The organism is Streptomyces marokkonensis, from assembly GCF_008312835.1.
Lineage (GTDB): Bacteria > Actinomycetota > Actinomycetes > Streptomycetales > Streptomycetaceae > Streptomyces > Streptomyces marokkonensis_A.
In genome coordinates, this window is sequence record NZ_VSKS01000023.1 from 63,054 (window position 1) to 74,615 (window position 11,562).

An 11,562-nucleotide genomic window follows, 5' to 3' on the forward strand; every position below is an offset into this window, starting at 1 on the left:
ATTCGGTCATGGCGAAAAAGCTCGTGATCAAGGTGACCGCAGGATCCGACGCCCCCGAACGCTGCTCACAGGCGTTCACGGTGGCGGCGGTGGCGGCGGCCAGCGGTGTCGAGGTCTCCCTGTGGCTCACCGGGGAGTCCGCGTGGTTCGCCCTGCCGGACCGTGCCGCCGAGTTCGAACTGCCGCACGCCGCGCCGCTGCCCGACCTGCTGGACTCGGTCCTGGCGGCCGGCCGGGTCACCCTGTGCACGCAGTGCGCGGCCCGCCGCGACATCTCGGAGAAAGACGTCATCGAGGGCGTACGCATCGCCGGGGCGCAGGTCTTCGTCCAGGAGGCGATGGCGGACGAGACCCAGGCGCTCGTCTACTGAGGGCCCGCGGCACCTACCGGGGCCGATTCCTGCCGTCCAGTTCGTCCCACCACTCATCGGACTGCGGATCGCCATGGGGGTCCCCCCTGCTCGAGCGGAGCCGAGAGCTTGGGGGAGGATCGTCCCACCAGCGGTCGTCCGGCCCCCGCCGGTTGGCGACCACCGCGGCGAGCGGCGGAATGACCATCGCGACCAGGCACATCCCCACGGCAGCCGGCACCGACCAGAGCCGCACCACACCCCACGCCAGGACGAACAGCCCGATACAGGTGCCCATCATGACGAAGTAGACATGCCGCCTGTGCGCGTACATACGTCCAGCGTAGGCCGGGGCACACGGAAGGGCCGCATCCCGGGCGTCCAACCCGTGGGATGCGGCCCTGAGCCGTCCTCGCGTCCTCAGACCGCGATCGCGACCTCGGCCAGACCGCCCTGCTGGGCGACGACCGTACGGTCGGCGGTGCCGCCGGGCACCAGGGCGCGGACGGTCCAGGTGCCTTCCGCCGCGTAGAAGCGGAACTGTCCGGTGGCGGAGGTCGGAACCTCCGCGGTGAACTCACCGGTCGAGTCCAGCAGACGGACGTAGCCCGTCACCGGCTCGCCGTCGCGGGTCACCTGGCCCTGGATGGTGGTCTCACCGGGCTTGATCGTCGAGGCGTCCGGGCCGCCGGCCTTCGCACCGCACATGTCTTACTCCTGAAGGGTCTGGAAAGGTCGGTCGGGAGGGACTACTTGCCGGAGCCGAGCTCGATCGGCACGCCGACGAGGGAGCCGTACTCGGTCCAGGAGCCGTCGTAGTTCTTGACGTTCTCCACGCCGAGCAGCTCGTGCAGCACGAACCAGGTCAGCGCGGAGCGCTCACCGATGCGGCAGTAGGCGATGGTGTCCTTGGCCAGGTCCACGTTCTCGCCGGCGTAGAGCTCCTTGAGCTCCTCGTCCGACTTGAAGGTGCCGTCGTCGTTGGCGTTCTTCGACCACGGGATGTTGGCGGCCGTCGGGACGTGGCCCGGGCGCTGCGACTGCTCCTGCGGCAGGTGGGCCGGGGCGAGCAGCTTGCCGGAGAACTCGTCGGGCGAGCGCACGTCGACCAGGTTCTGGCTGCCGATGGCGGCCACGACGTCGTCACGGAAGGCACGGATCGAGCTGTCCTGCGCCTTGGCCTTGTAGTCGGTCTTCGGGCGCTCGGGCACCTCGTCGCCGGGGACCAGCTCGCGGGCGTCCAGCTCCCACTTCTTGCGGCCGCCGTCGAGGAGCTTGACGTTCTCGTGGCCGTACAGCTTGAAGTACCAGTAGGCGTACGAGGCGAACCAGTTGTTGTTGCCGCCGTAGAGGACGACCGTGTGGTCGTTGCCGATGCCCTTGTCCGACAGGAGCTTCTCGAAGCCCTCCTGGTCGACGAAGTCACGGCGGACCGGGTCCTGGAGGTCCTGGGTCCAGTCGATCCGGATGGCGTTCCGGATGTGGTTCTTCTCGTAGGCGGTCGTGTCCTCGTCCACCTCGACGATGGCGATGGTCGGGTCGTCCAGGTGCTCCTGGAGCCAATCGGCGTCGACCAGGACGTCGCTGCGGCTCATGCTGTTTCTCCTCCGGGGCAGGTGCGGCGGGGCGTGCGAGTGAGAGGGGGCGCGCACCCAGGACGGGCGGGCGCACGGGTGCCCTTCATCGGGCGGGAATGCGGACGTCGACGCGTCCGCTCAGAAGGTGCGACAGAGCATGGCGGCGACACGGCACAGGTCCACTGCCCGCCGCTTCGTGAGATCCGCCTGTCCCCGCGGCACGGGGACGCTCGTCCGACACTGCATGGGGTCGATCGTAGGGAGGACAGGGCGGGCGTGTCACCGACGTGTCGCATACTGAGACGAGATCGTCCGCGATGCGGGACTCACACCCCCGCAATCCTCTCCCCCGGAGCCCCTCCGCCCCGCGCGTCCGCCACCCCATCTACCCTGCGGACACCGCCGTCTCGCCTGACGGACACTCCTGGCTACCCGACCAGACGGACGTCGGAACCCTTCACCTTGATGTCCACACCGTTCTCGGCCGCCTCGACCTTGTCCAGGCGGATACCGCCGGGCAGTCCGTCGATCTTCTGCTGGAAGTCGGTGATCCGCCGCACCCGCGACTCGGCGAGCTCGACCCCGCCGAACGCGGGCAGCGCGTCGGCCTGCACCCGCACGGTGTCACCGTCCACGACCGTCACCGAGCTGAGCACGGAGACCGGCTCGGGCAGCTTGTTGCCGAGCACGGTGGCCTCGACCGCGACCTTGATCTTCCCGTTGCCGCCGTCGGAGAGACCGACGACCTCGGCGGTGACGCCGGGGGCCACCTGGGTGGGCTCGGCCTTGGCGGTCTTCAGCAGTTCGTCGTAGGCGACGGTCGCGGTCCCGGTGGCGCTGTCGGCGACGGCGGAGCTGAAGTCGCTGGAGAAGTCGACGCCCCTCATGTCGGCGCGCAGATCGCCGATGCGGATCTTCTCGGCGCCGTCGCCGGTGCCGGCCTCGTAGCCCTCGATGCCGACCTGCACCTCGTCGAGGGTGCCGCCGACGACCTGGGTGAGGAAGGGGAAGCCCTTGATGGACACGTCGGGGGTGGACGCGAGGTTCTCGGTCGCCTTCAGGCGGTCCGCCGCCTCGCTCTCGGCGAGGTTGACCGCGACGCGGTCCACGATCACGAAGATCCCGCCCAGTATCACGACGACGATGAGCAGTATTCGCAGTGCGCGCATGCGGTGTTTCCCCCACGTGGCTTGTGACGACGGCGGTCCCCGACGACCGGCGGCCGTCCTGCGCGAGGGTAACTCGCACGGGTGTGGGGGCCGGGAGATTGTGGATCAGCTGTGACAGGCGCCCTCGTGGGCGCGGTTCGGGGCGAGGGCGTGCCCGGCACACGCGAAGCGCCCCGGCGTGGGGGGGTGTTCGCGCAGCCCGGCGCCAACGGGGTGCCGTCGCGCCCACCCTCCCCCATCGCCCCAGCGGCACGACTGCCCGCGGAAGCGGCGGCGCGGAGAGCGGTACGGGGCGGCGGTGGCGGCCTGCAGCCGCGTATGGCGCGTATGGCGCGCGTGCCGCGTGTGGCGGTGGGCGGCGCGCAGGCGCGTACGGCGCGGAGGGGACGGGGCGGGGGTGTGCGCCCGCAGCGGCTGGTGCGAGTCAGCGCCCCGCACCTCCACCAGGCAACCCGGTCGCGCCAGTCCGAGGACGTACACCCCCGACCCGGCCCCGACCCACCCACCGGCAGAAGGCGCTACGCGCACCCCGCAGGCGTCAGGCGAACACGCGACCCAGCACGTACACCGCGGGCCCCGCCGCCGCCAGCGGCAGCGCGATGCCCGCCGTGAAGTGCACGAACCGCGACGGATAGTCGTAGCTCGCGACCCGGTGACCGATCAGCGCACAGACCGCCGCCCCCGCGCCCAGCCCCGCGCCCGAGGCCTCCATCCCCCCGACCGCGAACCCCGCCCCCGCCGCCACCAGCAGCGCGACCACCACGGATGCCGCGGTCGGCAGGGGCAGCGCCCGCGCCACCATCGCCGCCGCCACAGCGACCGCTCCCACGGTCACCGCGTCCGCGTCCGCCGCCAGATACCCGCCCGCCGCGATGGCCAGCGCCGCCGCGGCGACCGTCGCCATCAGGCCGTACATCCGCTCGTCAGGATCCGCGTGGGACCGCAGCTGCAGCATCAGCGACAGCAGCACCCACACCCCCAGCGTCCCCAGGATCGCCGCGGGCGACCGGTCCGACGCCAGCAGCGCCGCGTCCGCGGCCAGCGCGCCCAGGAACCCGAGCGCGATCCCCTGCCGAGCCGGCCACATGCCGTTCAGCCGGAACCAGCCCGCCGCCGTGACCCCCTGCAACACCACCAACGGCACGAGCAGCGCATACGTCCCCAGCGCCGCCCCGCCCGCGAGCAGCACCCCCAGCAGCGCCGTGAGCACCGCGGGCTGCATCCCGGGCTCGATGATCGGCGACCGCCCCTCCGCCCGCGCCCGCTGCGCATCGGTGACGCGCGAGTTCCCGCCCAGCGTGGCCGGCCCGTACTCGGGCCCGCCCTCCTGCGAGGGCACGTCCTGCGGAGGGACGTCCGGCGGAGGCGCCTGCTGCGGAGGCAGATACGACGTCTCCTCGACAGCCGCGGCAGCCACAGGCGGCTGCATCTGCGTCTCCCACGTCTGCCCCTGCCACTGCTGCGTGTACTGCTGATCGGCGTACGGATCGTCGTACGCCTGCTGCCCGGGCCAAGCCTGCGGCTCAGGCTGCTGATACGGCTCGTACGCCCCGTACCCCTGCCCGTACCCGTCCCCGTACCCGTACCCGTCCCCGGACCCGAACCCGTTCCCAGACCCCTGCCCGTACCCCTGCCCGTACCCCTGCCCGTGCCCCTGCCCGTACGGCTGGTTCGTCATCGCTCACCCTCCTGCGAACGGCGGAAGCACCTCGACCGTGCCGCCGTCGGCCAGCCGTACCGTCTCATGCGCGCGCTTGCCCACGGGATCACCGTCGACGAGGAACGAGCACCGCAGCAGCACCCGCGCCAGTTCGCCGGAGTGCCGCCCCCGCACGGCGTCGAGCGCCTCGGCGAGCGTGTCCGCCTCGTGCGCCTCCTCGGCCACCCCGGCCGCGGCCTTGGCGGCGGCCCAGTACCGCACCGTGACCTTTGCCATCTGCTGGTTCCTCAATCGGAAATAGGTTGACGGTGAACACCGTCAGGCTAGCCCGCCCGGGCGACCACCCAGTCCCCGATCCGCCCCAGCAACGGCTCCGGCGCCGCGTTCTCCGCGTGCCCCATACCGGCCTCGACCCACAACTCCCCGTGCTCCCCGGCGGCGGCCGCCAGCATCCGGGGGTGGTCGAGCGGGAAGTACCCGTCCTGGTCCCCGTGCACGATCAGCAGCGGCGTCGGCGCGATCCGCGGCACCGCCTCGACCGGCGACAGCGGCACCGGATCCCACTGCCGGTGATGGATCCGCGTACGCAGCCCGTACCGCCCCACCAGCCGCCCGGACGGCCGGGTCACGAGCCAGTGCAGCCGCCGCATGGGCGCGGTCCCCCGGTAGAACCACCGCGCGGGCGCACTCACGGAGACCACGGCGCCGACGCCGATGTCCCGGTCGACCGCGGCATGCCGCAGCACCACGGAGCCGCCCATGGAGAACCCGACGGTGGCCACCCGCGCGTACCCCAGCTCGCGCGCCCACCCCACCACCGCCGCGAGATCCAGGACCTCCCGGTCCCCCACGGTGGACCGCCCGCCCGACGCCCCGTGCCCGCGGAAGGAGAACGTCACAACACCGCCGTACCGCGCGAGGACGCGCGCCACCCGCCGCACGTGCGGCCGGTCCGCGTCCCCGGTGAATCCGTGCGCGACGACGAACACAAGATCGCCGGAAGGGGACGCCCCCGGTTCGTATACGGAATCGATCGCCACCCCGTCCTCCGTGCGCAGGAACGTCCGCAAAGGCCCGCCGCCGCGCGTTGCGCCGTGCGTTACCACGCGCGTCTCGGAATATGGACGAATGGCGGAGCGAATGGTGGATCGCGCCACATGACCTGCCGGACCGGTGCTCATGTCGGCTATTCTGCTGCGAAGAGGACTCGGGCAGCGAAGCCCCCGGGTCCTTTTGTGCTTTCGGAAGCGTTGTATACGAACGCGGGAAACCGCCGGTGTACGGGCCGTCGAACGCACGCGGCAATGCCAAAACGTCCTCGCAGGGACCGAGGAGGAACCAGACGTTATGGGCGAGCGAACCGTGCACGACCGCAGGACAGCCCCGATCCGGGCAGGTATCCGGGCAGGCATCCCGGCAGGTATCCGGGCAGGTGAGGAGACACGATGAGCTCGCTGCTGCTCCTGACCAACGCGCTCCAGCCGTCGACGGAGGTGCTCCCCGCCCTCGGCCTGCTCCTGCACAACGTGCGCGTGGCCCCCGCCGAGGGTCCGGCCCTCGTCGACACCCCCGGCGCCGACGTGATCCTGGTCGACGGCCGCCGCGACCTCCCGCAGGTGCGCAGCCTGTGCCAGCTGCTGCGCTCCACGGGCCCCGGCTGCCCGCTCGTCCTGGTGGTGACGGAAGGCGGCCTGGCGGCCGTCACCGCGGACTGGGGCATCGACGACGTCCTGCTGGACACCGCGGGCCCGGCCGAGGTCGAGGCCCGTCTGCGCCTGGCGATGGGCCGCCAGCAGATCGTCAACGACGACTCCCCGATGGAGATCCGCAACGGCGACCTGTCGGTCGACGAGGCGACCTATTCGGCGAAACTCAAGGGCCGGGTCCTCGACCTGACCTTCAAGGAATTCGAGCTGCTCAAATACCTCGCGCAGCACCCCGGCCGGGTCTTCACCCGCGCCCAGCTGCTCCAGGAGGTGTGGGGGTACGACTACTTCGGCGGCACCCGCACCGTCGACGTGCACGTACGGCGCCTGCGCGCCAAGCTCGGCCCCGAGCACGAGTCGTTGATCGGCACGGTCCGGAACGTCGGTTATCGATTCGTTACGCCCGAAAAGGTGGAGCGCGCGGCCGAGGAGGCGAAGGCCAAGGCCGACCGGCAAAAAGCGTCGGATACGGACGAGACGGCCACGAGGAACGCCGCCGGCGCCCGCTCGCCGGCGTGAGAACCGCACGCATGAGCGTTGCGTTCGCACAGACGAGCCGTTTCCGTGCTGTTCGGAACACTCTTCACACCCTGCCCGGACGGAATATATCCGCGTAGACTCCGCGCGTGGCCAAGGTAACCAGGGATGATGTGGCGCGGCTGGCGGGTACGTCCACCGCCGTCGTCAGCTATGTCATCAACAACGGACCCCGGCCGGTCGCCCCGGCCACGCGCGAGCGCGTTCTCGCCGCGATCAAGGAGCTGGGGTACCGGCCCGACCGCGTCGCCCAGGCGATGGCGTCACGGCGGACGGACCTCATAGGCCTGATCATCCCGGACGCCCGCCAGCCCTTCTTCGGCGAGATGGCGCACGCGGTCGAACAGGCCGCCTCCGAGCGCGGGAAGATGGTGCTGGTCGGCAACACCGACTACATCGCGGAGCGCGAGGTCCACTATCTGCGCGCCTTCCTGGGCATGCGCGTCTCCGGCCTGATCCTGGTCAGCCACGCGCTGAACGACCTGGCCGCGGCGGAGATCGAGGCGTGGGACGCCCGGATCGTCCTGCTGCACGAGCGTCCGGAGGCGATCGACGACGTGGCGGTCGTCACGGACGACCTCGGCGGCGCCCAGCTCGCCGTGCGCCACCTGCTGGAGCACGGGAACGCGTACGTCGCCTGTGTCGGCGGCACCGCGGAGACCCCCGCCGTCGGTGACCCGGTCTCGGACCACGTCGAGGGCTGGCGGCGCGCGATGGAGGAGGCCGGCATACCGACCGAGGGCCGGCTCTTCGAGGCCCCGTACAACCGCTACGACGCCTACCGCGTGGGTCTGGACATCCTCTCCGGCCCGGACCGCCCGCCGGCGATCTTCTGCTCCACCGACGACCAGGCGATCGGCATCCTGCGTGCCGCGCGTGAGCTGCGCATCGACGTGCCGGGTGAGCTCGCGGTCGCCGGGTTCGACGACATCAAGGAGGCGGCGCTCGCCGACCCGCCGATGACCACGGTCGCCTCCGACCGTCCGGCGATGGCCCGCGCGGCGGTCGACCTCGTCCTTGACGACGGCCTGCGGGTGGCGGGCTCGCGCCGCGAACGCCTGAAGGTGTTCCCGTCCCGCCTGGTGGTACGCCACTCCTGCGGCTGCACGTAGTCGCCCCACGGGCCGAACCCTTACGAACGTCACCCGGACCCTTATATCGGGCATACGAGGTTCTGTCGGGCTTCTCAGCGAGCACTCAGGATGCTCTCATCGTCGGGCGCGACGCTCATGAACATGACCGAGAGCCCCCGCCCCAGCGGCGCGTACGAGAGCAGCAGCCCCCACCAGGTGAACCCCGAGTGGCCGCCCCCGCCGGCGTACGCGCCGACCCCCACGCAGCCCTCGGACCCGGCCCCCCGGCCGGCTCGACGCAAGCGCACCCGTGGCCCCGCCGCCCTGCTCGCCGCCGTGGCGATCGTCGCGGCGGCCGTGGGCGGCGGCACCGCCTACGGCGTGCAGGAGCTGACCGGCAACGACACCGTCGCCTCGGCCGGCTCCACCGGCACCACCGTCGTACCGTCGAGCCAGAAGGGCACGGTGTCCGGCGTCGCCCGGGCGGTCGGCCCGAGCATCGTCGAGATCAGCGCGACCTCGAACTCCGGCTCCTCGACCGGCTCCGGCGTGATCATCACCGAGGACGGCGAGATCATCACCAACAACCACGTCGTCGCCGGCGCGTCCTCGATCAAGGTGCGGACGGACGACGGCACGACGTACACGGCGAAGCTCGTCGGCACCGACAGCAAGAAGGACCTGGCGCTGATCAAGCTGGAGGACGCCTCCGGCCTGAAGGCGGCCACCCTCGGCGACTCCGACGGGGTGCAGGTCGGCGACCAGGTCGTGGCCATCGGCTCGCCCGAGGGTCTGACCGGCACGGTGACCAGCGGCATCGTCTCCGCCCTCGACCGCGATGTGACCGTGTCGACGGACGAGAGCCAGGGCCGGCAGCAGGGGCAGCAGGGCGGCGGCTGGCCGTTCGAGTACGGCGGCCGGGAGTTCAACGGCGACACGGGCGGCTCCACGACCACGTACAAGGCGATCCAGACCGACGCGTCCCTGAACCCCGGCAACTCCGGCGGCGCGCTGATCGACATGAACGGCGCCGTCATCGGCATCAACTCCGCGATGTACGCGCCCAGTGGTGCGGACTCGTCCGCCGCGGGCAGCGTGGGCCTGGGCTTCGCCATCCCGGTCGACACGGTCGAGGCGGACCTGCCGGCCCTGCGCTCCGGTGCGACGAACTGACGCGCACACCGGGAAACGTGCGACGCTGAGGACCCGAAGAGAGCTCCCGTGACCAAGCTCCCGTGACCATGCTCCCGTGACCACGCTCCCGTGGCAGACAGAGGAACCCGACACACCATGACGCCCGCAGAAGGTGACCGTGCCCCCCAGCGCATCCTGATCGTCGACGACGAGCCGGCGGTGCGCGAAGCGCTGCAGCGCAGCCTGGCCTTCGAGGGGTACGACACCGAGGTCGCCGTCGACGGCACGGACGCCCTGGAGAAGGCGACGGCGTACCGTCCCGACCTCGTCGTCCTGGACATCCAGATGCCGCGCATGGACGGCCTCACCGCCGCCCGCCGCATCCGCGCCTCCGGCGACACCACACCCATCCTGATGCTGACGGCCCGCGACACCGTCGGCGACCGGGTGACCGGGCTGGACGCCGGGGCCGACGACTACCTGGTCAAGCCGTTCGAGCTGGACGAGCTGTTCGCCCGCATCCGCGCGCTGCTGCGCCGCAGCTCGTACGCGGCGGCGGTGGCCGCCTCCGCCGAGTCGGACGACGTCCTCACCTTCGCCGACCTGAGCATGAACCTGGCCACGCGGGAGGTGACGCGCGGCGGGCGCCCGGTGGAGCTGACCCGCACGGAGTTCACCCTGCTGGAGATGTTCATGGCCCACCCGCGCCAGGTGCTCACGCGTGAGCAGATCCTGAAGGCGGTCTGGGGCTTCGACTTCGAGCCGTCCTCCAACTCGCTCGACGTGTACGTCATGTACCTGCGCCGCAAGACCGAGGCGGGCGGCGAGCCGCGCCTGGTGCACACGGTGCGGGGGGTGGGGTACGCGCTGCGGCAGGGCGGCGCGGAGTGACGAGGCCGGTACGCCGCTTCCGCTCGCTCCCGATCCGGGCGCGGCTGTCCCTGCTGGTGGCGGCGGCGGTGGCGTTCGCGGTGGCGGCGGTGTCGGTGACCTGCTGGTTCATCGTGCGGGGCAAGTTGTACGACGAGATCGACGACGATCTGCGGTCGTCGGTCCTCACGCTCCAGCGGGAGGAGTTCGAGCAGCTCACCAACGCCTGCGTCCAGGAGCCGTCCGACACGGGCACCATCACCCCGCGCAGCAAGCAGTACGCCCAGCTGGTCCGCTCGGACGGCAGGGTGTGCGTGCTGCCCTACTCCGCGGCCGCGGTCGACGTCACGGGCGGCGACAAGGAGGTGGCCGCGAACCCCGACCCGAACGAGGGGTTCTTCCGCAACGGCACGGACAGCAACGGCACGCGGGTGCGCGTGCTGACGACGGCCGTCACCGTCAAGACCGGGCCGCTGAGCCGGGCCGTGGCGCAGGACCACGCCTTCGTCGTGGCCCTGCCGCTCAGCAACACCCAGTCCACGCTGAACGAGCTGGCCCTGCTCCTGCTCCTGGTCTCCGGCATCGGCGTCCTCGGCTCCGCCGCCGCGGGACTCGCCGTCGCCCGCGCGGGCCTGCGCCCCGTCGACCGGCTCACCGAGGCCGTGGAACACGTGGCCCGCACCGAGGACCTGGGCATCCGCATCCCGGTGGAGGACGACTCCGACGACGAGGTCGCCCGGCTCTCCCGCTCCTTCAACTCCATGACGTCCGCGCTGGCCGGCTCCCGCGACCTCCAGCAGCAGCTCATCGCGGACGCCGGCCATGAACTGCGCACCCCGCTCACCTCGCTGCGCACCAACATCGAACTCCTCACCCGCAGCGAGGACACGGGCCGCCCGCTGCCCGCCGATGACCGCAAGGCCCTGCTCACCTCCGTGAAGGCGCAGATGACCGAACTCGCGTCCCTCATCGGCGACCTGCAGGAGCTGTCCCGCCCGGACACCGGCCAGCACGCCGGCCGGACCCGGATCGTCGCGTGGCAGGACACCGTCGAATCGGCGCTGCGCCGCGCCCGCCTGCGCGGCCCGGACCTGACCATCACCGCGGACGTGCACCCCTGGTACGTACGGGCCGAACCCGCCGCCCTGGAACGGGCGGTGGTCAACGTCCTCGACAACGCGGTGAAGTTCAGTCCGCCGGGCGGCACGATCGACGTCCGCCTCACCGACGGCGTCCTCACCGTCCGCGACCACGGCCCCGGCATCCCCGCCGACGAACTCCCCCACGTCTTCGACCGCTTCTGGCGCTCACCCACCGCCCGCGCCCTCCCCGGCTCCGGCCTCGGTCTGTCCATCGTGGCCCGCACGGTCCAGCAGGCGGGCGGCGAGGTCGTCCTGGCCCCGGCCGACGGCACCGGCACGACGGCCACCATCCGCCTCCCGGGCGCCCCGACACCGCCGCCCGAGGTGCCTTAGCGGCCGGGCGG

The 11,562-nt window shown here is 71.7% G+C and carries 14 protein-coding genes; 6 read left to right on the forward strand and 8 right to left on the reverse strand.

Annotated features, from left to right (window positions below; translation table 11 throughout):
- Window positions 1-8 precede the first annotated feature (8 nt).
- Window positions 9-371 (forward strand): DsrE family protein, encoded by a 363-nt coding sequence (locus F1615_RS30240; RefSeq protein ID WP_149552246.1) that lies wholly within the window; start codon window positions 9-11, stop codon window positions 369-371.
- A gap of 13 nt (window positions 372-384) precedes the next feature.
- On the opposite strand, the gene F1615_RS30245 is transcribed toward F1615_RS30240, so the two are convergent.
- The 8 genes from F1615_RS30245 to F1615_RS30275 all read right to left on the reverse strand — a co-directional run bounded on the left by F1615_RS30245 (window position 385) and on the right by F1615_RS30275 (window position 5,937).
- Window positions 385-684 (reverse strand): DUF3099 domain-containing protein, encoded by a 300-nt coding sequence (locus F1615_RS30245; RefSeq protein ID WP_149552247.1) that lies wholly within the window; start codon window positions 682-684, stop codon window positions 385-387.
- Window positions 685-770: 86 nt separating this feature from the next.
- Window positions 771-1,058, reverse strand: coding sequence for a DUF1416 domain-containing protein (locus tag F1615_RS30250; RefSeq protein ID WP_004986406.1), 288 nt, complete (start codon window positions 1,056-1,058; stop codon window positions 771-773).
- A 41-nt stretch (window positions 1,059-1,099) separates the two neighbouring features.
- Complete coding sequence (locus F1615_RS30255) at window positions 1,100-1,945, reverse strand: sulfurtransferase (RefSeq protein WP_149552248.1); 846 nt, start codon at window positions 1,943-1,945, stop codon at window positions 1,100-1,102.
- Window positions 1,946-2,065: 120 nt separating this feature from the next.
- Window positions 2,066-2,173, reverse strand: coding sequence for a putative leader peptide (locus F1615_RS37200; RefSeq protein WP_362265443.1), 108 nt, complete (start codon window positions 2,171-2,173; stop codon window positions 2,066-2,068).
- A gap of 182 nt (window positions 2,174-2,355) precedes the next feature.
- A complete protein-coding gene (locus F1615_RS30260) occupies window positions 2,356-3,096 on the reverse strand; it encodes an LmeA family phospholipid-binding protein (RefSeq protein ID WP_149552249.1) in 741 nt (246 codons plus the stop codon).
- Window positions 3,097-3,634: 538 nt separating this feature from the next.
- Window positions 3,635-4,774 carry a hypothetical protein gene (locus tag F1615_RS30265; protein ID WP_149552250.1) on the reverse strand — a complete coding sequence of 380 codons (1,140 nt, stop codon included), beginning with the start codon at window positions 4,772-4,774 and terminating at the stop codon, window positions 3,635-3,637.
- A gap of 3 nt (window positions 4,775-4,777) precedes the next feature.
- On the reverse strand, window positions 4,778-5,032 hold the full coding sequence (locus tag F1615_RS30270) for a MoaD/ThiS family protein (RefSeq protein WP_149552251.1): 255 nt from the start codon (window positions 5,030-5,032) through the stop codon (window positions 4,778-4,780).
- A gap of 47 nt (window positions 5,033-5,079) precedes the next feature.
- Window positions 5,080-5,937 carry an alpha/beta hydrolase gene (locus F1615_RS30275; protein ID WP_167533905.1) on the reverse strand — a complete coding sequence of 286 codons (858 nt, stop codon included), beginning with the start codon at window positions 5,935-5,937 and terminating at the stop codon, window positions 5,080-5,082.
- 264 nt (window positions 5,938-6,201) lie between these two features.
- On the opposite strand from F1615_RS30275, the gene F1615_RS30280 reads away from it, so the two are divergent.
- The 5 genes from F1615_RS30280 to F1615_RS30300 all read left to right on the forward strand — a co-directional run bounded on the left by F1615_RS30280 (window position 6,202) and on the right by F1615_RS30300 (window position 11,551).
- Window positions 6,202-6,981 carry a response regulator transcription factor gene (locus tag F1615_RS30280; protein ID WP_149552252.1) on the forward strand — a complete coding sequence of 260 codons (780 nt, stop codon included), beginning with the start codon at window positions 6,202-6,204 and terminating at the stop codon, window positions 6,979-6,981.
- A 107-nt stretch (window positions 6,982-7,088) separates the two neighbouring features.
- A complete protein-coding gene (locus tag F1615_RS30285) occupies window positions 7,089-8,111 on the forward strand; it encodes a LacI family DNA-binding transcriptional regulator (RefSeq protein ID WP_149552253.1) in 1,023 nt (340 codons plus the stop codon).
- A gap of 117 nt (window positions 8,112-8,228) precedes the next feature.
- Window positions 8,229-9,245: a S1C family serine protease gene (locus F1615_RS30290; RefSeq protein ID WP_149552254.1), complete on the forward strand. Its 1,017-nt coding sequence runs from the start codon at window positions 8,229-8,231 to the stop codon at window positions 9,243-9,245.
- A 117-nt stretch (window positions 9,246-9,362) separates the two neighbouring features.
- Window positions 9,363-10,097, forward strand: a complete 735-nt coding sequence (locus F1615_RS30295; RefSeq protein WP_149552255.1) for a response regulator transcription factor — start codon at window positions 9,363-9,365, stop codon at window positions 10,095-10,097.
- Entirely contained in the window at window positions 10,094-11,551 is a 1,458-nt protein-coding gene (locus F1615_RS30300) for a sensor histidine kinase (protein WP_149552256.1), read from the forward strand. Before F1615_RS30295 ends, F1615_RS30300 begins: the two co-directional genes overlap by 4 nt.
- The last annotated feature ends 11 nt before the right edge of the window (window positions 11,552-11,562 follow it).

Excerpts from the sequence above, each read along its gene's own strand:
- F1615_RS30245 (WP_149552247.1), bottom strand. The coding sequence starts at position 684 with ATGTACGCGCACAGGCGGCATGTCTACTTCGTCATGATGGGCACCTGT.
- F1615_RS30260 (WP_149552249.1), bottom strand. The coding sequence starts at position 3,096 with ATGCGCGCACTGCGAATACTGCTCATCGTCGTCGTGATACTGGGCGGG.
- F1615_RS30280 (WP_149552252.1), top strand. The coding sequence starts at position 6,202 with ATGAGCTCGCTGCTGCTCCTGACCAACGCGCTCCAGCCGTCGACGGAG.
- F1615_RS30255 (WP_149552248.1), bottom strand. The coding sequence starts at position 1,945 with ATGAGCCGCAGCGACGTCCTGGTCGACGCCGATTGGCTCCAGGAGCAC.
- F1615_RS30240 (WP_149552246.1), top strand. The coding sequence starts at position 9 with ATGGCGAAAAAGCTCGTGATCAAGGTGACCGCAGGATCCGACGCCCCC.
- F1615_RS30250 (WP_004986406.1), bottom strand. The coding sequence starts at position 1,058 with ATGTGCGGTGCGAAGGCCGGCGGCCCGGACGCCTCGACGATCAAGCCC.
- F1615_RS30265 (WP_149552250.1), bottom strand. The coding sequence starts at position 4,774 with ATGACGAACCAGCCGTACGGGCAGGGGCACGGGCAGGGGTACGGGCAG.
- F1615_RS30290 (WP_149552254.1), top strand. The coding sequence starts at position 8,229 with ATGAACATGACCGAGAGCCCCCGCCCCAGCGGCGCGTACGAGAGCAGC.
- F1615_RS30295 (WP_149552255.1), top strand. The coding sequence starts at position 9,363 with ATGACGCCCGCAGAAGGTGACCGTGCCCCCCAGCGCATCCTGATCGTC.
- F1615_RS30275 (WP_167533905.1), bottom strand. The coding sequence starts at position 5,937 with ATGAGCACCGGTCCGGCAGGTCATGTGGCGCGATCCACCATTCGCTCC.
- F1615_RS30270 (WP_149552251.1), bottom strand. The coding sequence starts at position 5,032 with ATGGCAAAGGTCACGGTGCGGTACTGGGCCGCCGCCAAGGCCGCGGCC.
- F1615_RS37200 (WP_362265443.1), bottom strand. The coding sequence starts at position 2,173 with ATGCAGTGTCGGACGAGCGTCCCCGTGCCGCGGGGACAGGCGGATCTC.